This window comes from Saccharicrinis fermentans DSM 9555 = JCM 21142 (genome assembly GCF_000517085.1).
In the GTDB taxonomy this organism is placed as follows: domain Bacteria; phylum Bacteroidota; class Bacteroidia; order Bacteroidales; family Marinilabiliaceae; genus Saccharicrinis; species Saccharicrinis fermentans.
This window is the reverse complement of sequence record NZ_KI912107.1, coordinates 3,997,109-4,016,033: the sequence shown is the minus strand read 5'-3', so window position 1 is coordinate 4,016,033 and position 18,925 is coordinate 3,997,109. Positions and strand designations below refer to the sequence as shown.

The 18,925-nt window shown below is 39.0% G+C and carries 17 protein-coding genes; 11 read left to right on the top strand and 6 right to left on the bottom strand.

Annotated features, from left to right (window positions below; translation table 11 throughout):
* Positions 1–29 precede the first annotated feature (29 nt).
* From CYTFE_RS0116380 to CYTFE_RS0116360, 5 genes are read left to right on the top strand one after another with little or no spacing between them, the layout of a single operon-like run.
* Positions 30–3,014: a TAT-variant-translocated molybdopterin oxidoreductase gene (locus tag CYTFE_RS0116380; protein ID WP_027472680.1), complete on the top strand. Its 2,985-nt coding sequence runs from the start codon at positions 30–32 to the stop codon at positions 3,012–3,014.
* Positions 3,014–4,393: an NrfD/PsrC family molybdoenzyme membrane anchor subunit gene (nrfD, locus tag CYTFE_RS0116375; protein WP_027472679.1), complete on the top strand. Its 1,380-nt coding sequence runs from the start codon at positions 3,014–3,016 to the stop codon at positions 4,391–4,393. Before CYTFE_RS0116380 ends, nrfD begins: the two co-directional genes overlap by 1 nt.
* A complete protein-coding gene (locus tag CYTFE_RS0116370; RefSeq protein ID WP_027472678.1) occupies positions 4,383–4,922 on the top strand; it encodes a DUF3341 domain-containing protein in 540 nt (179 codons plus the stop codon). The genes nrfD and CYTFE_RS0116370 overlap by 11 nt, the downstream gene beginning before the upstream one ends.
* Positions 4,915–6,087, top strand: a complete 1,173-nt coding sequence (locus CYTFE_RS26890) for a hypothetical protein (RefSeq protein ID WP_044211912.1) — start codon at positions 4,915–4,917, stop codon at positions 6,085–6,087. The genes CYTFE_RS0116370 and CYTFE_RS26890 overlap by 8 nt, the downstream gene beginning before the upstream one ends.
* Positions 6,071–6,658, top strand: coding sequence for a c-type cytochrome (locus tag CYTFE_RS0116360; protein WP_027472677.1), 588 nt, complete (start codon positions 6,071–6,073; stop codon positions 6,656–6,658). The genes CYTFE_RS26890 and CYTFE_RS0116360 overlap by 17 nt, the downstream gene beginning before the upstream one ends.
* A 34-nt stretch (positions 6,659–6,692) precedes the next feature.
* Here CYTFE_RS0116360 and CYTFE_RS28890 read toward each other — a convergent pair whose 3' ends face one another.
* Positions 6,693–7,370 carry a hypothetical protein gene (locus tag CYTFE_RS28890; RefSeq protein ID WP_027472676.1) on the bottom strand — a complete coding sequence of 226 codons (678 nt, stop codon included), beginning with the start codon at positions 7,368–7,370 and terminating at the stop codon, positions 6,693–6,695.
* Between the two features lie 113 nt (positions 7,371–7,483).
* Positions 7,484–8,089 carry an NUDIX hydrolase gene (locus CYTFE_RS0116350; protein ID WP_027472675.1) on the bottom strand — a complete coding sequence of 202 codons (606 nt, stop codon included), beginning with the start codon at positions 8,087–8,089 and terminating at the stop codon, positions 7,484–7,486.
* Positions 8,090–8,096: 7 nt separating this feature from the next.
* On the opposite strand from CYTFE_RS0116350, the gene pyrE reads away from it, so the two are divergent.
* Both pyrE and CYTFE_RS0116340 read left to right on the top strand, forming a co-directional pair.
* Positions 8,097–8,729 (top strand): orotate phosphoribosyltransferase, encoded by a 633-nt coding sequence (gene pyrE / locus CYTFE_RS0116345; RefSeq protein ID WP_027472674.1) that lies wholly within the window; start codon positions 8,097–8,099, stop codon positions 8,727–8,729.
* A 57-nt stretch (positions 8,730–8,786) separates the two neighbouring features.
* On the top strand, positions 8,787–9,203 hold the full coding sequence (locus tag CYTFE_RS0116340; protein ID WP_027472673.1) for a hypothetical protein: 417 nt from the start codon (positions 8,787–8,789) through the stop codon (positions 9,201–9,203).
* Between the two features lie 30 nt (positions 9,204–9,233).
* Here the strand turns inward: CYTFE_RS0116340 and CYTFE_RS0116335 are convergent, their stop codons facing one another.
* Positions 9,234–9,977: a biotin--[acetyl-CoA-carboxylase] ligase gene (locus tag CYTFE_RS0116335; RefSeq protein ID WP_044211969.1), complete on the bottom strand. Its 744-nt coding sequence runs from the start codon at positions 9,975–9,977 to the stop codon at positions 9,234–9,236.
* A 162-nt stretch (positions 9,978–10,139) separates the two neighbouring features.
* On the opposite strand from CYTFE_RS0116335, the gene rsfS reads away from it, so the two are divergent.
* The 4 genes from rsfS (at position 10,140) to CYTFE_RS0116310 (ending at position 14,594) form a co-directional block, all read left to right on the top strand.
* Complete coding sequence (gene rsfS, locus CYTFE_RS0116330; RefSeq protein WP_027472671.1) at positions 10,140–10,514, top strand: ribosome silencing factor; 375 nt, start codon at positions 10,140–10,142, stop codon at positions 10,512–10,514.
* 22 nt (positions 10,515–10,536) lie between these two features.
* Positions 10,537–12,585: an ATP-dependent zinc metalloprotease FtsH gene (gene ftsH / locus CYTFE_RS0116325; RefSeq protein WP_027472670.1), complete on the top strand. Its 2,049-nt coding sequence runs from the start codon at positions 10,537–10,539 to the stop codon at positions 12,583–12,585.
* Positions 12,586–13,068: 483 nt separating this feature from the next.
* Positions 13,069–13,881: a phosphatidate cytidylyltransferase gene (locus CYTFE_RS0116315; protein ID WP_027472669.1), complete on the top strand. Its 813-nt coding sequence runs from the start codon at positions 13,069–13,071 to the stop codon at positions 13,879–13,881.
* 140 nt (positions 13,882–14,021) lie between these two features.
* Complete coding sequence (locus CYTFE_RS0116310) at positions 14,022–14,594, top strand: hypothetical protein (protein ID WP_027472668.1); 573 nt, start codon at positions 14,022–14,024, stop codon at positions 14,592–14,594.
* Positions 14,595–14,737: 143 nt separating this feature from the next.
* Here the strand turns inward: CYTFE_RS0116310 and CYTFE_RS26880 are convergent, their stop codons facing one another.
* The 3 genes from CYTFE_RS26880 to CYTFE_RS0116300 all read right to left on the bottom strand — a co-directional run bounded on the left by CYTFE_RS26880 (position 14,738) and on the right by CYTFE_RS0116300 (position 18,918).
* Positions 14,738–17,530: a SpoIIE family protein phosphatase gene (locus tag CYTFE_RS26880; RefSeq protein WP_235207945.1), complete on the bottom strand. Its 2,793-nt coding sequence runs from the start codon at positions 17,528–17,530 to the stop codon at positions 14,738–14,740.
* Positions 17,531–17,638: 108 nt separating this feature from the next.
* The gene (locus CYTFE_RS31240; RefSeq protein WP_235207946.1) at positions 17,639–17,932 is read right to left on the bottom strand and encodes a two-component regulator propeller domain-containing protein; all 294 of its coding nucleotides are present in this window, start codon (positions 17,930–17,932) and stop codon (positions 17,639–17,641) included.
* A gap of 8 nt (positions 17,933–17,940) precedes the next feature.
* Positions 17,941–18,918, bottom strand: a complete 978-nt coding sequence (locus tag CYTFE_RS0116300) for a hypothetical protein (RefSeq protein ID WP_027472667.1) — start codon at positions 18,916–18,918, stop codon at positions 17,941–17,943.
* Positions 18,919–18,925: the final 7 nt, after the last annotated feature.

Sequence of the window (18,925 nt, the reverse complement as noted above, 5' to 3'; positions counted from 1 at the left end):
AAAACAAATCATCATACAAATCGTTTCGAATGAAGAAATACTGGAAAAGCATAGAAGAATATAAGCAAGGGGCTCAAGATGATCATGCACATTTGCCCAATAAAATCCAGGCTGACGAGGCTTTAAAGGCTTCTCGTAGAGATTTTTTGAAGTATTTTGGATTTAGTGTGGCTTCGGCTGCCGTATTGGCCAGTTGCGAAAGGCCTGTTAAAAAAGCGATTCCCTTATTGATTCAGCCTGAAGAGGTCCGTCCGGGTATTGCTAATTTTTACGCATCCACGTTTTATAATGGAGGCGAGGCTGTACCTATCTTGGTAAAAGTACGTGATGGACGTCCCATAAAAATAGAGGGAAACGACCTGTGTTTGATGACAGAGGGTGGAACTTCAGCCCAGGTTCAAGCCTCATTGCTAAATTTATATGATGAGTCTCGACCTAAGAATCCTAGTTTTAAGGGCGAAGAGGTCACCTGGGAAAAGGCACTTGGAGATATCTCAGCCGGATTAAAAAATGTTGGTGACGACAAGGAAATTGTATTTTTAACTTCAACGCTTATCAGTCCTTCTCAGAAAGCTTTGTTTGAAAACTTGTTGTCATTGTATCCCAATAGTCGACAGCTTACCTTGGATTCATATTCTTATTCAGGAATTCGGGAAGCCTATAAAGAGGCAGTTGGAGAAGCGATCATCCCTATGTATCATTTCCAAAAAGCAGAGGTGGTGGTTTCTTTTGGAGCTGACTTTCTGGGTACCTGGTTGATGCCTACATTTTTTACAAATCAATATGTGAAAAACAGAAAACTGGATGATGGACAAAAGAGTATATCCAAGCATATTCATTTTGAGGGTTTTATGTCGCTCACAGGTTCTAATGCAGATGACAGATATGTGATGAAACCATCGGAAGAAGGTAGATATGTGCTATCTCTTTATAATGAAGTGGCCCGTTTGATGCATTTGCCTACCCTGAAAAAGGGAGGATTGGAAAATGAAGTGAATAAGGTGGCGCAACACTTGGTCAATGCTAAAATGTCTTCATTGGTAATTTCAGGCTCCAATGATAAGAATATTCAACTTCTGGTAATTGCTATAAATGCTATGTTGGGAAGCTTTGATTCAACCATCGATATGGAGAATGAGATAAAACTTTATCAAGGGGATGACAATGCAGTAGCAGAGTTTGTAAGTAATTGTAAGGCAGGTAAAGTGGGTGCTTTGCTTTGTGTAGAGTCAAACCCCGCATATAATATGCCTGTTGACCTCTCCTTTCAGGAGGCTATTGATCAGGTTGATTTAACCGTAAATATCACTTCGCAGAATGAAGAAACAAGTAAGCTGTGTCAGTATGTGCTTCCTGCGAGTCATTTTTTGGAATCATGGAGTGACGCAGAACCAATCAGTGGTTTGTTCACTCTAACGCAGCCTGTTATTCGACCGATTTATAATACCAAGAGCGTTAGTGAGATATTGCTAAGTTGGTCGGGTGACGAAGCCAGTGCTTATGATTATCTTCATCGTTATTGGGATACGCATATTATTCCTGCGTCGGAGGATCAGCCATTTATCTCCAATTGGAAAAAAACACTCAGTGCTGGCCTACTGACAGTGGATGGTAGGGGGAAAGCGAAAAAATGGCAACTTCCGGAATTGAGTTCCTGTGCTGAAGGCGTGCTCTCTGAAAAAACGATGGACGGATTAGAGTTGATTGCTTATCAATCGGTGCCCATTGGAGATGGTAGAATGGCTAATAATCCATGGTTGCAGGAGTTGCCCGATCCGGTTTCCAGGGTCTGTTGGGATAATTATTTTTCGGTGTCGCCAAAGCTAGCAGATGAAAAAGGTTGGAGTCAGGGAGATGTTATATCAGTTGCTGGTATCGAGCTTCCCGTATTTATTCAGCCTGGTAACCACGATCAGGTGATTAGTGCTGCATTAGGTTATGGACGAACCATGGAAGGACCTAATCCGGAAGTAATAGGAAAAGACCTTAAGCCTCTCTTGAACAATAGTGAAGGACTTGTGAAATATTATGCTCCAGTAAGTAGTGTTAAAAGCACTGGAGGAACCTATGAGTTGGCCACCACCCAAACGCATCATTCTATGGAGGGACGAGCTTTGATTCGTGAGACTTCTTTAAGTGAGTATCTAAAAGATCCTGCCTCAGGAAATGAAATGCATGCCGAAGTAGAAAAGCTGCATACTTCTTTATATAAGGAACATGAGTATAATGGACACCATTGGGCTATGTTTATTGATCTGAGTTCATGTACTGGATGTAATGCTTGTGTGGTAGCTTGTTCTGTGGAAAACAATGTGCCAGTTGTTGGTAGGGATGAGGTTCGTCGTTCGCATGAGATGCATTGGTTGCGAATTGATAGATATTATACGCAGGCTCCGGATGACCCTAGTAGCTTGAGAGTTGTTCGGCAACCTGTCATGTGTCAACATTGTGATAATGCACCTTGTGAAAATGTTTGTCCAGTGGCGGCTACCAATCATAGCTCAGAAGGTATTAATCAGATGGCATACAACCGATGTATTGGAACCCGCTATTGCAACAATAACTGTCCATATAAAGTACGCCGTTTTAATTGGTTTGATTACAATGGAGCTGATTCCATTCCTTTCAACAGAGTGGATGTGACCGGAATGTCCAGCGACTTAAAAAGGTTAGTGCTTAATCCGGATGTGACTGTTCGTGCCAAAGGGGTTATCGAAAAATGTTCTTTCTGTATTCAACGTATCCAGGAAAAAAAAATGGAAGCAAAGAAAGATGGAGAACCATTGCGTGATGGAGAAATAAAGACGGCATGTGAGCAGGGCTGTCCTGCAAAAGCTATCACCTTTGGCGATATGAATGACAAGAATAGTGCAGTGAGCAAAATGATGAAAGACCCTAGAAGATACCACTTATTAGAAGAATTGCATACACTTCCAAGTGTTGCATACCTGACTAAAGTGAGAAATGTTGAAGAAAAAATTAATTCAGAACCTGAACATAAAACGCATAGCTAATGTATGTATCACCATTAAGGGAGCCTTTGGTTACCGGGTCCAAAAGTTATAAGCAGGTAACCGATGATATTATAAAGCCCATGGAAGGAAAGCCTGGGCCACTTTGGTATGCAGGTTTAGGTTTGGCCTTGCTGGCGCTTGGATTTGGCGGTTTTGCTATTTATGTTACCGTGTGGGATGGTATTGGAACATGGGGACTGAATAGAACCATCGGATGGGGATGGGGTATCACTAATTTTGTATGGTGGGTAGGTATTGGCCATGCCGGTACTTTTATATCAGCCATCTTATTGCTCTTTCGTCAAAAGTGGCGGACAAGTATCAACCGTAGTGCGGAAGCCATGACCATCTTCGCAGTGATGTGTGCTGGATTATTTCCTCTCTTACATATGGGTCGTCTGCCCTTGGGTTTTTTCGTTTTCCCGTATCCGAATACGCGAGATTTATGGGTTAATTTTAATTCTCCATTACTCTGGGATGTGTTTGCCATATCCACTTATTTTACTGTTTCTTTATTGTTTTGGTATATGGGCTTGATACCAGATATTGCTTCCATACGTGATCGATTAAAAGAAGGGCTTAGGAAAAAGATTTATACCTTGTTGAGTTTTGGTTGGACCGGGTCTGCTCGTCATTGGTCTAGACATGAGAGTATGAGTTTGATTTTAGCGGGATTGGCTGCTCCACTGGTATTGTCGGTACACTCTATTGTAAGTATGGACTTTGCTACTTCGGTTATTCCTGGATGGCATACTACTATTTTTCCGCCTTACTTTGTTTCCGGAGCGGTATTTTCAGGTTTTGCTATGGTGCTAACATTAATGATCATAACGCGTAAAGCCTTGAATCTGGAAAATTACATAACCGTAGGGCATGTGGAGTCCATGAATAAGGTGATCATTGCCACGGGCTCAATTGTGGGAATTGCTTATATCACGGAGTTATTTATGGCATGGTATTCTGGAGTCGTCTATGAGCGATATGCATTTGTGAATCGTGCTTTCGGTCCCTATTGGTGGGCCTATTGGATAATGATGACCTGTAATGTGATCACACCTCAGCTATTTTGGTTTAAAAAGATACGGCGTAATTTGGCAGCCACTTTTGTGATATCCATCTTTGTAAATATAGGTATGTGGTTTGAACGTTTTGTGATTATTGTGACTTCATTGCATCGTGATTTTCTGCCTTCCAGTTGGTCTATGTACTCGCCAACCTGGGTGGAAGTGGGAGTTTACATAGGAACTTTCGGTCTGTTTTTTACCTTGTTTTTCTTGTTTATCAGATTCTTTCCTGTAGTAGCTATTGCAGAAGTGAAGGGAGTGTTGAAAAGCTCAGGGGAAAACTTTATTAGGAAAGGAGGCCAGGATGAAAAATAATAAGTATGTAACCGGAATATTTTGGGACGATAAAGATCTCTTAGATGGGATAAAGGAAATTCAGAGCAAGGGCATTGCCATTTATGATGTACGTACGCCTTTTCCGGTGCACGGTTTGGATGATGTTCTAAAACTAAAAAGGTCGAGGCTGCCACGCTTGGGTTTTTTGGCTGGTGCCATAGGTGCTATTGTTGCTTTTTGGTTTCAAATGTGGGTGTTTACTGAAAGCTGGCCAATCAACTTTGGAGGTAAGCCATACCTGTCGGTGCCTTCATTTATTCCTGTGACATTTGAGTTGGCTGTATTGTTCGCTGCCATATCTTTGGTTTTCGGTTTTCTGATTCGTTCAGGAATAGGCCCGGGAGCTCCTACTATTATCTTTGATGAACGTACCTCGGACGATGCTTTTTTGGTAGTGATATTGGAAGATGAGGACAACGGATCGGAGCGGATTCAAGAGGTTCTGACGAGTGTTGGTGCGCAGGAAGTAAAGCATGTTGAACCTACTAAAATGCAAAGTGATGAATAAAGTGTTTGTCTTTTCAAAAAAACTAAAAACTATCCTAATGGCTGGTGCTGGTGCCGGGTTGGTGCTGGCTTTGGCGGGGTATTTTGTAGGAACAATAGATGGTCATCGTTTTTGGGCCAATGTCTTGCTCAATGGCTTTATGATTATTGGTCTGTGTTTGGGGGCTGGATTTTTTGTGGCGGTTCATTTGATTGCTGAGTCGGGTTGGCAAACATCGGTACAGCGTATTGCTGAAGCTATGGCCAGTAAAATTTGGTTGGGTGCTATCATGATGCTTCTTATTCTTTTAGGGGTGCATTCTTTATATCATTGGTCGCATACGGAACACCTGGATCATATATTACAAATGAAAAAGGCTTATTTGAATATGCCCTTTTTTATAATTCGTATGCTCGTGTACCTGGGGGGGTGGATATTTCTACTGCATAATATCCGTAAAGTTTCCTTGATGAGTGATAACAATCCTGACATAAAACTTTTTAACCGTCTTCGTACTTTATCTGGCCTGTTTATCGTCTTTTTTGCTATAACCAGTTCAACATCAGCCTGGGATTGGTTGATGAGTATTGATGCACATTGGTTTAGTACGCTTTATGGATGGTATACTTTTATTGGTATGTTTGTGAATTCTATAGCTGTGATCATTATTTTTTTAGTGGTGTTGCAAAAAATGGGTTATATGGATCATGTGAATGATGAACATCTTCACGATTTGGGGAAGTATCTGTTTGGCTTTAGTATATTCTGGGCTTATTTGTGGATCTCTCAATATCTGTTAATTTGGTATAGTAATATACCTGAAGAAACTACCTATTATGTTACGCGTGTAAAGGGGTTTGAAACGTTGTTTTATGTGAATGTGTTGGTTTGTTTTGTGGCTCCTTTCTTTGCCCTGATGGCCCGAGGTAATAAACGACGTACGGATTGGCTGTTGATTGTTTCTTTGATTGTGTTTGTGGGCCACTGGATCGATCTGTTTATCGCTATTATGCCGGGCGCAGTGGGTGCAGAAAAGGCTCATATTGGCCTTTTTGAAATTGGATTGACTATTTTGTATGTTTCGGTGTTTGCATGGTTTGTTTTTAAGGCCTTGACAAAAGGAAATCTGGTTCCTGAAAATCATCCCTATTTTAAAGAAAGTTTTGACTATGAAAATATTAAGTAAAATATATCTGGTTCTGCTATTTAGCTTGACGGCGGTTGCGTGTGATAATGATCGAAATAAACCGGGCTATAGTTATTTCCCTGATATGGAGCAGTCCAGGAGTTATGAGACTTATTCTGAAAATCCTGTTTTAGAAGGTGGAGTAACGAATCTGATGCCCGTAGAAAATACGGTTCCTCGTGGCCAAATCCCGTATGAATTTGAAAAAACAGACGAAAATAGGAAGCTGGCCGGACAAGTATTGCACAATCCTTATATTGGTACGGCTATGCAAGGAGATGCCGTTATTGAAGGGAAGCGTCTTTACAATATTTATTGCTGGCATTGTCATGGCGATAAGGGAGATGGTAAAGGTTTTTTGTATACCAGCGGCAAGTATGGGTATCCTCCTGCAAGTTTGCTGGCTGATAAAGTGGCTGGTAATCCTGATGGGGAAATCTTTCATGTGATCTCCGTTGGCTTTGGAGTGATGGGAGCACATCAAGGACAAATTTTACCTGATGATAGATGGAAAATTGCCACCTATGTGAGGGAAGTGCTGATCAATGGCGAAGGGGAGTTAGCTGAGTAGAGAAGAATTGTTTGAGCCCTCTCTAGGGGGGGAGCTAAAATTGAGCGACTTGAGATGCAGACCTTGTTTCTTTGTGCTTGGCCGAAATAGATTTGTTTTCTTTTCTGATGTTTTCCGGCAGATGTTCTAAAGGAATTCTTCTACCGTCTTTTGTTGCCATAATGAAAGAGTCAGCGAAACCCATTTTCTTTATATTGTGCCAAAATACCAATGCTTTCTCGTAATCCTCAAAGATGCCTAATGTATATTGGTATATGCTATCGTATGTTTCCTGATTAATTGCCACAAGGTTGGCTGAGTAGTCATTCAAGTCAATTTCCTTAAAAGCACCTATTTGAATACGGTATTTATAACCTGATTCATTGCGTTTCTCTTTGTTTAGGTTTGTGATTTTATTTAGACTGTCTTTGTATAGTGCCAATGTGGTATGCAGGGAATTTTGCTTTGAGGTTAATTCCTCGTACTTCTCTGTTAGTGATGCTATTTCTTGCTTGGATGAAGTATTGCCAGAGAAACTAATCATTCCCCTCAATAGAAAAACCCCCAATAGGGACACGAAAAAGAAGGCTTGAAAATATAAAGCTTTGCGCAGGTTTGTGATTTTTGCTGATTGTTTACGACTCATTTTTCGGAGACGTTGTATCTCTTTGTCAACAGCTTCCAGTCGTAGCTTGTCTTTTTTATTTTCGAATTCTAATTCTTGCGCTGTCATGTGTGTTATATTGAACGATTAAAATTAGCATAAAAATATAAAAAAATAACTTCACAACAGTGTAAACCCTGTAAAATCAGTGATAGCAGCTGAAAAAGTTGATGTTTTATGTATTATAATTCATCCAATACTTCTAAGATACTTGGATAAGTGTTTTGTGTTACCTCTTCAATGTCATTGGCTCGGATCCATTGCGCCTTTGTGATGTCTTCTTCCAGCTGAGGTGTAGGGCTAGCATTTCCTTTGTATTTCATCTCATACCAATAGGTTTTTTTTAGGATGAGCCGTCCTTTTAATGTATATGTATGGTAGGTGGGAGATAGTGGCCGGGTAATCTTTAATGGATTAATCGCACATTCTTCTTCCACCTCACGTAGTGCTGTTTCTTCCATTGTTTCTCCTTTCTCGGCTTTTCCTTTGGGTAGATCCCAAACACCCAAGCGATGGATAAATAAAATCTCCTTGTGGTCGTTGAATACCACACCTCCGGCCGCATTTATATTTTTAAAGCAAGCGGAAAATAATTCCATTAGCTCATTGATGTCATGGTGGTAGATATAGGCTTTCTTTATTTCTTGTTTTCTTTCGAAGTTTAAAATAAAGTCAAGTAACTCCTTGTGGTTTGAGTATTTGAATATTGCATCGAAATCCGGACTGAGATCCCTTTCAATATCCTCTGTTAAAAAAACAATTCTATCCTTAAAAAAAACTTTATACATTTGCAGCATGAAAAAAGTATCAGAAACTATCGCAAAACAATTATTGCAAATTAAGGCAATTAAATTGCAACCAGCAAACCCATTTACGTGGGCTTCGGGATGGAATTCTCCTATTTATTGTGACAACCGAAAAACATTGTCATACCCAGAAGTGAGGGATTATATAAAGTCAGGATTTGTAGCTTTAGTGAATGAATTATATCCTCAGGTGGATGTTATTGCCGGTGTAGCTACTGGAGCAATAGCACAAGGCGCCTTGGTGGCAGATGCCTTGGATAAACCTTTTGTTTATGTGCGCTCTTCTCCGAAGGGGCATGGAATGGAGAACCTGATTGAAGGTGATATTTCTGCAGGTAAAAATGTAGTGGTTATAGAAGATCTGATTTCCACTGGAGGAAGTAGCCTAAAGGCCGTGGATGCATTGCGTAAGGAAGGTTGTCAAGTGTTGGGGATGGCCGCTATTTTTACGTATGGCTTTCAGGCTGCGGTAGATAATTTCGTTGAAAAAGAAGTGACGCTTCATACCTTGAGTGATTATCAAACTTTGATAGAGGTGGCCGTACAAAGCGGGTATGTATCGTCTGACGATGTGAAAACATTGTCTAACTGGAGAAATGACCCTGCACATTGGGGTAAATAACCTGCTGGGACAAGAAGTGCTAACTGATACTTTAAACTTGAAGAAAGAATACGTGACATGACAAAGTTCGAAAGCGAAATTAAAAAAGCATTATATAGCCAAGAGAAAATTTTTTCCTTCATATCCAATTTTAATAATTTTAAAGATCTGATACCTCAGGATAAGATTAAGGATTGGCAAAGTACTGAAGATACTTGTCGATTTAAAGTGGATGGAATAGGTGAAGCCGGTCTTAAGATTGTGGACAAAGAACCTGTGAAAACGGTCAAGTATTCAACCGATGGCAAAGTGCCTTTTAACTTTTATTTATGGGTGCAACTTAAGCAAGTGGCGGAAAACGATACGCGCATAAAACTCACCCTAAAAGCTGATTTGAATGCGATGATGAAGATGATGGTGGGTAAGCATGTGGATAAATTTCTGAATATGTTAGGTGATGCCATTGCCAGCTATGATTATGACGGTCATTGCTAAAGTATTAGTGGTATTGTTTTCTTGAGATATCTAATGAATGATAAATGTAACTTCTTTAAAAGCGTAAGTTCTTTTTTCGCCGGTTTGGGTTTTGAGTTGTAAATGTCCATATTCATTGATGCCGGTTATTTGTGCCATAAACTCACCATGGTGATCTTTGTATAGATGAAAACCTTGCCTGCGGTATAGATTGTTCAGGTACAATTGGTTTAACTTTGCTGAGTTTCCGCATTTTATGTCATTAACATACGCAGTGATGGCATGTACTACCTTTGATAGGATGGTAATAAGCTCAAAGTCTTGCCCGCTGATGTTTTTTAAAGAAATAGGGTTGGGAGCATCACTGGTGAAATACTCTTGGTTGATGTTTAAACCAATGCCCACTATGGAATCGCTTATGGTAGTCCGTGAGATGGTGTTTTCTATTAAGATTCCGCCTATTTTTTTGTCGCGATAATAGATGTCGTTGGGCCATTTGATCGAAAAGTCTTGTGAGAAGTCCTTAAATACATGAATAATTCCCAGCGCAACCGCTTTTGAAATGATAAATTGATCTTGTATTTCAATATAAATAGGTTTGAGCAGTAGGCTGAAAGTGAGGTTTTTGTTAGCTTCGCTTTCCCAATAATTGCCTGCTTGGCCTTTTCCGGCTGTTTGCTTGTCTGTAATTACTATCGTGAATTCAGGAACATTCGCTTTTAATGCCTTCAGTTTGGTGTTGGTTGAAAGTAAATGCTCGAAATGTAATATGTTATTGGGTATTTGTACTGACATAATATAAAAATAATTGCGCCAAATTGTCATCGTGGCAGGTGATTCTAAATGAAGGTACAAAAGTAGTTAGTAAAAGCGAATATAAAAAAATAGTATCTTTGTGTTTTTCTAGTAAATTAGCACCTTTAAAGGTCGATATAACAAAAAAAACTTATAGATTTAATGACAAGTAAAGAAAATAACGCAGCTGAACAATTGGTAGATGCGGTTGTTGAAGGTATTCAAGATAAAAAAGGCACAAATATTGCTATTTTAGATATGCGTGAAATTGACGGCAGTGTCTGTCAGTTTTTTGTTATTTGTGACGGGGACAGTAATACACAAGTTGGTGCGATTGGTGATTCGGTAGAGGATTTGGTGAGAGAGAAGTTGGGAGAAAAACCGTATCATATTGAAGGGAAAGAAAATGCAGAATGGGTTTTAGTAGATTATGTGGATGTAGTAGTGCACATATTTCAGCGTCCCATACGTAGTTTTTATAACCTGGAAGAGTTGTGGGCGGATGCCCGACGTACCGACATAGAAAACATATTTTAGTCAGTTATTTATTATTTAGCGAATGAGCGAAGAGCAAAAACAAAAGAACGAACCTGTTAATCAGGGAGGAAACAATTCAAATCCAAAGTTTCCAAAGTTCAATGGGTACTGGATATATGGCATTATTTTACTTCTAATGATTTCCTTTTTTATGGTTAATCAAGAGGAGGTAGTGAAGAAAATGCCTTACAGTAAATTTACGGATCAGGTTTTACCATCAGGTGATATAGAAATGTTAACGGTGATTACCAATGAAAGTGCATTGGAAGTGACTATTAAAAGTGATAAGCTGGAAAACTACAGAGATGAGTTTGGAGATAATTTTTCTTCACTGATGGAAGGAGGCCCTCATTTTTTAGTGAAGGTGCCTTCTGTGGATAGCTTTGTGGAAGATCTGCGTCGTGTTGAACAGAGTCAGCAGATATCTATTCCAAATCGTTATGAGCAACGATCCAATTACTTTAATGAGGTGCTGAGTTTTCTTTGGCCTCTGATATTATTGTTGATTATTTGGGTTTTTATTTTCAGAAGAATGGGTGCCCAAGGTGGCGGCGGTGGTGCTGGAAATATTTTTAATGTTGGTAAATCCCGCGCTAAGGTTTTCGATAAGGAATCAAATATTAATGTTAATTTTCTGGATGTGGCTGGATTGGCTGAGGCCAAGCAGGAGTTGGAAGAGATAGTGTCTTTTTTGAAAAGACCGGAAAAATATACCAACCTCGGCGGTAAAATACCTAAAGGAGCATTACTAGTAGGTCCTCCCGGAACGGGAAAGACTTTGTTGGCCAAGGCTGTGGCCGGAGAAGCTAATGTGCCATTCTTTAGTATGTCGGGTTCTGATTTTGTGGAGATGTTTGTGGGAGTGGGAGCTTCCAGAGTGAGAGACTTGTTTAAAAAAGCCAAGGAAAAGGCACCTTGTATTGTATTTATCGATGAGATAGATGCCATAGGTCGGGCTCGTGGTAAAAGTCCTAGCATGGGAGCCAATGATGAACGTGAGAATACACTTAATCAATTGCTGACCGAGATGGATGGTTTTGGTACTAATTCTGGCGTGATTATTTTAGCTGCGACAAACCGTGCCGATATTTTAGATCGTGCATTGATGAGAGCGGGTCGTTTTGACCGTCAAATTCATGTGGAGCTGCCTGATATAAATGAAAGAAAGCAGATTTTTGAGGTGCATTTACGCCCATTAAAATTGAGCGAAGAGGTGAAATCTGAGTTTCTGGCCAAGCAGACTCCTGGATTTTCTGGAGCCGACATTGCCAATGTATGTAATGAAGCGGCGTTGATAGCTGCCCGTGGTGATAAAACAATAGTGGAGAAAGAGGACTTCTTAAGTGCAGTGGATAGAATCGTTGGTGGCCTTGAAAAGAAAAATAAAATCATATCTAAAGACGAGAAAAGAGCCATCGCTTATCATGAAGCAGGTCATGCCGCCACCAGTTGGTTGTTGGAATATGCCCATCCTTTGGTTAAGGTTACTATTGTTCCAAGAGGTAAGGCATTGGGTGCAGCCTGGTATCTTCCCGAAGAAAGGCAATTAACAACTACCGAGCAGATGTTAGACGAAATGTGTTCTGCATTGGCGGGTAGAGCAGCTGAAGAACTTGAGTTTGGTAAAATATCTACGGGTGCTCTGAATGATCTTGAAAAAGTTACAAAACAGGCTTATGCAATGATCGCCTATTATGGTATGGGTAGGGGATTGGGTAATGTGAGTTATTTTGATTCCAGTGGACAAAATGAATATGGGTTCACAAAGCCTTATAGTGAAGATACAGCTCAGGTGATTGATCAAGAGGTGTCTAAGCTCATTGAAGAACAATATCAACGCGCAAAAGATATTTTAAGGAGTAATAAAGATAAGCACGCACAATTGGCTAACCTGCTTCTTGAACGTGAGGTTATTTTTAGCGAGGATTTAGAAGCTATTTTTGGGAAAAGAAAGGTAAATAAACATATTGTTCAGTTAGATGATAACGGACATGAGTCTTCTGAAGCGCCAAAAAGTGAAACGGATCAAAGTAAGGATGCCTCTCCTGATACAGAAAGTGAGAAGGAGTAGGGTCTGGTATAAAAGCGCAGAAGAGCGTATGGCTTAAGTTTAGAGAATAAAAAAAGGAGGAATGGTATTGATACTGTTCCTCCTTTTTTTAGTGTGCCGTGCATGGTATTTAACGTGATTCGCTTTATAGAGAAACATCTTTACCTGAAAGTAAATAGGGATAAAACATCGGTGGTTTACTACAACCGTATTAAGATTCTGGGTTACTCCTTTTATAAAACAAAAGGCGAAACTCGATTACTCCTTGGTTTTTAGCTTCTTGAATTTGATGGGAGATTTATTGCAGAATGGATGACTTTTGGTGGACTTGTGATCAGCTATGCGTGTAGGGTAGAGCTTAGAATAAACAAAGTATTGTGGTATCGCTAAAGAAACATGGGGGATGGAAACGCATGGATCTAAAGAATTATTTGTTTTTATTGCCAAAAATGAATGAAAATTGGTTTAACTGCTTATTTTTGCAAATGTATCAATCCATTACAAATGAATAATTTTTGGCAACGAGTTCTTACGGGTATCCTTTTTGTTATTGTAGTAGCAGGTGGAATTTTTTATCATCCATTCTCCTTTTTTGCTGTATTTTTTTTGGTTGTAATTGCCGGAATATACGAGCTTAATGGCTTGCTGGAAGCTGCCCAAATAAAAACCAATTTTTTGTCTGCTTTGTCCATCGGAGTTTTTGTGTATGTAGCTACCTTTCTTACGCAATCAGGAATATCTGATTTCGCTGTCTTTTATTTGCTTATACCTATTGTATTATTGGTTTTTATCAAGGAATTGTTCGATATGGATGATAAGCCATTGGAACGTATTGGCTCTAGTTTGTTGTGTGCTGTGTATATTGGTGTACCATTGGCCATGTTAAATTCATTGGCTTTTGTGAAAGGGATATATCATTTTGAATTGCCGCTCGCTGTGTTTATACTGGTTTGGATAAACGACACGGGGGCTTACTTGTCTGGTGTGAGCATAGGCAAACATAAGTTTTTTGAAAGAATATCTCCTAAAAAAACCTGGGAAGGAACCGTAGGTGGTTTTTTGCTTACATTGATGGGCGGTTATGTAATATCCTTATTTTGGAAAGATTTAAATGTGGTACAGTGGATTACGTTGGGAGGTATTGTTTCTATAATGGCGGTATTGGGGGATCTTATTGAATCCTTGTTTAAAAGAAGTATTGGTATTAAAGATTCGGGTAATATTTTTCCAGGACATGGAGGTGTCCTAGATAGGTTTGATGCGGTAATATTTGCAATTCCCATGGCCGTTTTCTATATAGAAGTGATTGTTAGATAAACAATACGCTCATCCAATCGTCGCATTAATCTGTTTGCACAATAATTTGGTGGTTCTTTTGCCTCTTTATTGCAAATGTGTAATATTTTATCGAATTTGTAAGTGCGTTTCTTTATTACGTTTCTTTAAAATATATATACATGAATAACTCTTCTATTTGTTCGGTGTTAGATACAAAGGTTCGGATTTTTAATTTTTTCGCTTTTTTGTTTTTTGGGGGTCTGGCTGTGTTATTTCTCTATTATAAAACATTGGGTGGTATTGGTTTTGCCATGGCTAGTGGTTTTTTTGGACTGATGCAAGGCCTAATAAGTATTTTCTTAGTCTGTTTGTCATTATTGGGAACTTATGTACTATGTAAAAATAGGGGTGGAAGAGCGAAGCTTATTTTAGCCCTGGTGTCTGTATTGTTGTTTGCCTTTGCACTTAATCAGGCTATTATATGGAAATTTAAGTATGATGAAGGCCTGTTTTTTGGCGGGGATGTTCTGACTAAGTTGAGTGTAGATGATATGTTGTATTTTACCCTTTATTATTTCATTACTTTTTTTCAGTGGCTATTCGGGATTGTTTTAAGTCTTTCTTTTATGATCAGTTCCGTGAATGGAGAAAGCACTGCAAACTACCTGAATAGGGCGCATTTATTTTCCCTATTAAAACCTTTTGTATTCTCTGTTTTCTGTGTTTTTTTATTTTTTCATTTGTGGACTTAAGGCCGAAAACTGCATTCGTAAAATCTATTACCTATTCACATTGTTGCCAATCGAGATGCCAGCTAACTTGTTTCAATCACCAAAGCTGGTGCTATGCCTCAATTGCTATTGTATTTTTTATAAAGGATTTATTTATGCCGAATTTAGAGTTTTATCCCCATGAATAATACGTCGTCTATTTGTTCCAGGTCTCCTTTCCAATTATTAAAATATTCTTTAATAATTTTACCTTGACTGTCCATTGGTTTTTTACGTATTTCTTCCAGTAGGTTCTTGACACCTACCTTCATTATTTTTTTGCCTTTGGGACCTCCAAATTGGTCGGTATAGCCATCTGAGAACAAGTAAATGGAGTCTCCTTTGGAACAATTGTATTCGTAATTTAAGAATTTAGATTTTTGAGTAAGTGCATCATCGCCTATGCTTCTCCTTGTTCCGTTGTATATGGATAGTTCATTGTTGATATATACAAATACAGGTCGCTTGGCAGAGGCGATTCTCACTTTGTGGGTGTTTACATCAATCTCAATCACCGAGATGTCCATTCCGTCTTTAGCATTCTCACTATTTTCTTTTTGAAGTAATACTTTAATGTTGCTATCTAGTTTTTCAAGAATATCAGCGGGAGATTGTACTTTTTCTGTTTTGTTAATATCGTTGAGTAAGGTAGTTCCAATCATTGACATGAAAGCGCCGGGAACACCATGTCCGGTGCAATCAGCGCAGCATAATAAGAATTTATTTTTATTCTTGCTAAACCAATAAAAGTCACCACTTACAATATCTCTAGGAGCAAAGAATATGAATGATTGAGCAAAGGAATTTTTTAGTTCGTTCACCGGTGGTAGGATAGAGCTTTGAATACGCTTGGCGTAATTAATGCTAGCTGTAATGTCTTTATTTTTACGCTGTATTTCATCTTTTTGTTCTCGCAGAACTATGGTTTGTGAATTTACTTCTCGTTGTAATGCCTCTTTTTGCATCCTTAACTTTCGTTCCCTGATTTTGATAATCCAATAGAATATTAACCCCAGTAGAGAGATTAAAACGAGGTAAAACCACCATTTTTTCCATATGGGTTCAGCAATTTCTATTCTAATTGACAGAGGGTTATTGTTGGGTACACCATCGGCATTAAATGCGCGAATTTTTAAGTCGTATTTACCGTCAGGCAAAAATTCGTATTCCTTAAAATTAGTGGTTCCTAGGTCGATCCATTGGGATTCCTCGTTGTCATTTCTAATTAATTTGTATTGGTAGCTCACGCCTAGGGGGTCCTTAAAGCTGATGCCAGTGAAATCAAATCTGAATTTAGCATACCTCCTATTGTAAGGATATGGCAGCTGAATGGGTTTGTTCAAGGGGTAATTGATACCAGATACATTTGCTTTATTGAGGTTAATTTTAGGCGGAACCGTATTTTTCTTGTCTCTGTCCGGAAAGTATTTAATGATACCATTACTGGATGCAAACCATATGTTTTCTTCTTTATCTTTCCATATATCATAAAAATCACCGCCCATGTCTTCTTTAAAGCCAAAGGTTCTGATTTGTTTTGTGTTTAGGTCGATGGTACTGATACCTGGTTGGTGTGCAATCCAGAGTCTGTCATTTTTGTCACATACAATATCGTAGCAGTAGTTTTTGGTAAGTCCATCTGAAATATCGATGGCCATCAAAGTGTCTTGATTGTACTTTAATACTCCCTTACCAATGGTCGACAACCAAAAGTTCCCTTTGGAGTCTGTGGTCATACCTGAAACATCCAATGGTGATTTAGAAAGTCTGTGAACTTCAATGCTTGTGCTGTCCAGTAGGCAGATGCCACTGGATTTGGGTCCTATCCATATTTGTTGTTGATCGTCAATGAATACGAAATTAATATTGTTGTGTGGTAGTTGATTTTCAGTGGTTAACAAGGTTGTTTTGGGTGTTGTTGGGTTTATGCGATAGAAACCGGAAGTGGTTGCCAGTAAAATATCTCGGTTAACAATAGCCATATCATTGATCTTTGGCTCGCTCACTCCTTTGGTGTATGGATATTTTTTAAATCTTAAATCTCCTTTTTTTCTGAAGTATAACCCGGATTCAAAGGATGCTACCCAAAAGGTGCTATCTGAATCATATTCAAAGCCAGTAATCTCGTCGTTGGGTATTCCCAGTGCTTTGTCATAGTATTCATGGTCCGTGAAACAAAATGGATCGGTGTGCAATATGCCATTGTCCAGTCCTATCCATAGGTTGGAATGGGTGGCCATGACTGATTTAGCCTTGCTTTGTTTAAAGCCAATACTCTCCAAGTCATAATGGATAAAATAGTCGCTGAGTAATACAGAAACACCGCCTCCGTAGGTGGCAAACCAATAGTTATCTTCTCGGTCACCTATGATGGCCCTAATGAAGTCGTGGTTCAAGCCATTTTCAGTGGTGAATTTAAATGATTCGGTGAAGCTTTGTGTTGCAGCATCTAAAAATAATTTGATAACCCCGTTCCCCCAGGTGGCAAGTAGTAGATTGCCATCTTTTTCTTCGTAAATATCTAATATATTTTCGTATTCTATATTAAATTTAATGCATAGGTTGTTGTTGGCATAATGTTTGGCTGTTTGCTCATCATAGCGAAATAAGTAGAAACCTTCGTCCTCGGTAGCTATCCAGTATTCTCCTTCTATGGCTCTTCGTTTTACGATGGTATTTATTTTAGCTGGTGGAATATTTCCTATTTCATGTACAGAAGTGATCTCTGCATTCTGATTCAGTTTCAAATGCATCAGACCTTCAGAGGTGCCCATTAAAAAGTTGAATGGATCAACGGACTCTATTGAGTAATAGAGTTTATCCTCAAATATATCCGCTTGAAAATATGGTGTTACATTCTTTTGTTTGTTGATCTTTAATAAGCCGTTATTTTGTACGGTTGCCCATATGTTGCCCATGTTATCCTGGCAGATGTCGTTGATGCGACTGGTGGCTTTGGGGGTGGGTATTATTTTATGGAAGGTGCCGTCTTGTAAGTAGGATAATGTACCGTTGTTGTGTCCAACCTATAGTATTCCATCCAGGTCTACAAATAAAGAGTAAATAAAGTCTGAAGACAAAGAGTCTCTTTGTGTATAGGTCTTGAAGTGGATACCGTCGTACCTCACCAAACCTTCGCCGGTGCCTATCCAAAGGTAGCCATTGTGATCCTGTGCCAAGCAATACACAAAGTTTTGCGGCAGACCCATGTCTGAATCAAAATTTTTAAAGTTGAATGATTGAGCTGTAGCGTGATTGCTGCAACTGTATAGCACAATGATAATTAGTAGGGTTGTTAACCTTTTAACGCTGTATGTCATATCCCACTCTAGTTATGTATAGTTTTCGGTTTCATTCCAATGCTGTATTTGTATTTTGGGATGCCTCCAATAGGAACACTGTAAAACTCAATTAGTTCGTCATATTGATTTTTTAGGTATATGACTACATTGTTGTTTTTGATATCTGCCCCTTTCTTTTTTATCATTTGAATATCGTACGACTTGTTTTTTTCTGAGGGGTGAACCTGATGCAGACTATTGGCCCAGTTGTCATCGCCAGAAATTTTCATAAACTCTCCATTTTTGGCCACAGAGATGATTCTGATAATGCCGTCGTTATCCCAGTCGAAGTTGGATTGTTTTACTGATTGAACATTTTCGTCGATAAATGGATAGATATGGGAAATCTCGTTAGCGTTATCGTGTAATCTGAATTTATATTTGTAATAAAAAGCAAAAGCCCCTTCTACTGGTTGGTTTTCAGTTGGTTTGTTGCTTAGAGATAAGTTGTATAGGTTTCCGTCATCACCTGATATTCCTTCAATGATTATTTTAAATACATAGCCACCATATTCGTCCGGTAAAAACTCTCCTTCAGTGGGGTTAATGGGACCGAAAGTATACCATTTTTGATCATATTTAGGATGGGCAGTGAAGGATTTTGTACCTAATAATGTGCCGCTTTTGTAGTTGCCACTTAAATTAATATTCTTTGCATCCTTGGCAGAGCAGGCGTTTTTTCCGCCATAAATACTGTATTTCATTCGGGTATCCCATTCTCCTTTCTGTTCATCTATCTCTCCTCCTGTATCGGGGTCATATACCCTGATAAAAATGGGTTCCGTATGATCTTGCGGAACGGAGTAAAATATGACCTGACAATAATCGTTGTCGCCCCATGCTGATTCTCCATCTTTTCCAAATGTAACAAGGTGGGGTATGTTCTCGTCAATGGCTGGTACGGGTTGGGCATTGGCACTCAACGAAATTATTATAAATGTATAAAATATAGCTAATTTATGCATGTGTATT

Bases quoted from the DNA above. Each gene is read 5' to 3' on its own strand.
- CYTFE_RS0116380 (WP_027472680.1), top strand. From the start codon at position 30: ATGAAGAAATACTGGAAAAGCATAGAAGAATATAAGCAAGGGGCTCAA.
- nrfD (WP_027472679.1), top strand. From the start codon at position 3,014: ATGTATGTATCACCATTAAGGGAGCCTTTGGTTACCGGGTCCAAAAGT.
- CYTFE_RS0116370 (WP_027472678.1), top strand. From the start codon at position 4,383: ATGAAAAATAATAAGTATGTAACCGGAATATTTTGGGACGATAAAGAT.
- CYTFE_RS26890 (WP_044211912.1), top strand. From the start codon at position 4,915: ATGAATAAAGTGTTTGTCTTTTCAAAAAAACTAAAAACTATCCTAATG.
- CYTFE_RS0116360 (WP_027472677.1), top strand. From the start codon at position 6,071: ATGAAAATATTAAGTAAAATATATCTGGTTCTGCTATTTAGCTTGACG.
- CYTFE_RS28890 (WP_027472676.1), bottom strand. From the start codon at position 7,370: ATGACAGCGCAAGAATTAGAATTCGAAAATAAAAAAGACAAGCTACGA.
- CYTFE_RS0116350 (WP_027472675.1), bottom strand. From the start codon at position 8,089: ATGTATAAAGTTTTTTTTAAGGATAGAATTGTTTTTTTAACAGAGGAT.
- pyrE (WP_027472674.1), top strand. From the start codon at position 8,097: ATGAAAAAAGTATCAGAAACTATCGCAAAACAATTATTGCAAATTAAG.
- CYTFE_RS0116340 (WP_027472673.1), top strand. From the start codon at position 8,787: ATGACAAAGTTCGAAAGCGAAATTAAAAAAGCATTATATAGCCAAGAG.
- CYTFE_RS0116335 (WP_044211969.1), bottom strand. From the start codon at position 9,977: ATGTCAGTACAAATACCCAATAACATATTACATTTCGAGCATTTACTT.
- rsfS (WP_027472671.1), top strand. From the start codon at position 10,140: ATGACAAGTAAAGAAAATAACGCAGCTGAACAATTGGTAGATGCGGTT.
- ftsH (WP_027472670.1), top strand. From the start codon at position 10,537: ATGAGCGAAGAGCAAAAACAAAAGAACGAACCTGTTAATCAGGGAGGA.
- CYTFE_RS0116315 (WP_027472669.1), top strand. From the start codon at position 13,069: ATGAATAATTTTTGGCAACGAGTTCTTACGGGTATCCTTTTTGTTATT.
- CYTFE_RS0116310 (WP_027472668.1), top strand. From the start codon at position 14,022: ATGAATAACTCTTCTATTTGTTCGGTGTTAGATACAAAGGTTCGGATT.
- CYTFE_RS26880 (WP_235207945.1), bottom strand. From the start codon at position 17,530: ATGGGCAACATATGGGCAACCGTACAAAATAACGGCTTATTAAAGATC.
- CYTFE_RS31240 (WP_235207946.1), bottom strand. From the start codon at position 17,932: ATGACATACAGCGTTAAAAGGTTAACAACCCTACTAATTATCATTGTG.
- CYTFE_RS0116300 (WP_027472667.1), bottom strand. From the start codon at position 18,918: ATGCATAAATTAGCTATATTTTATACATTTATAATAATTTCGTTGAGT.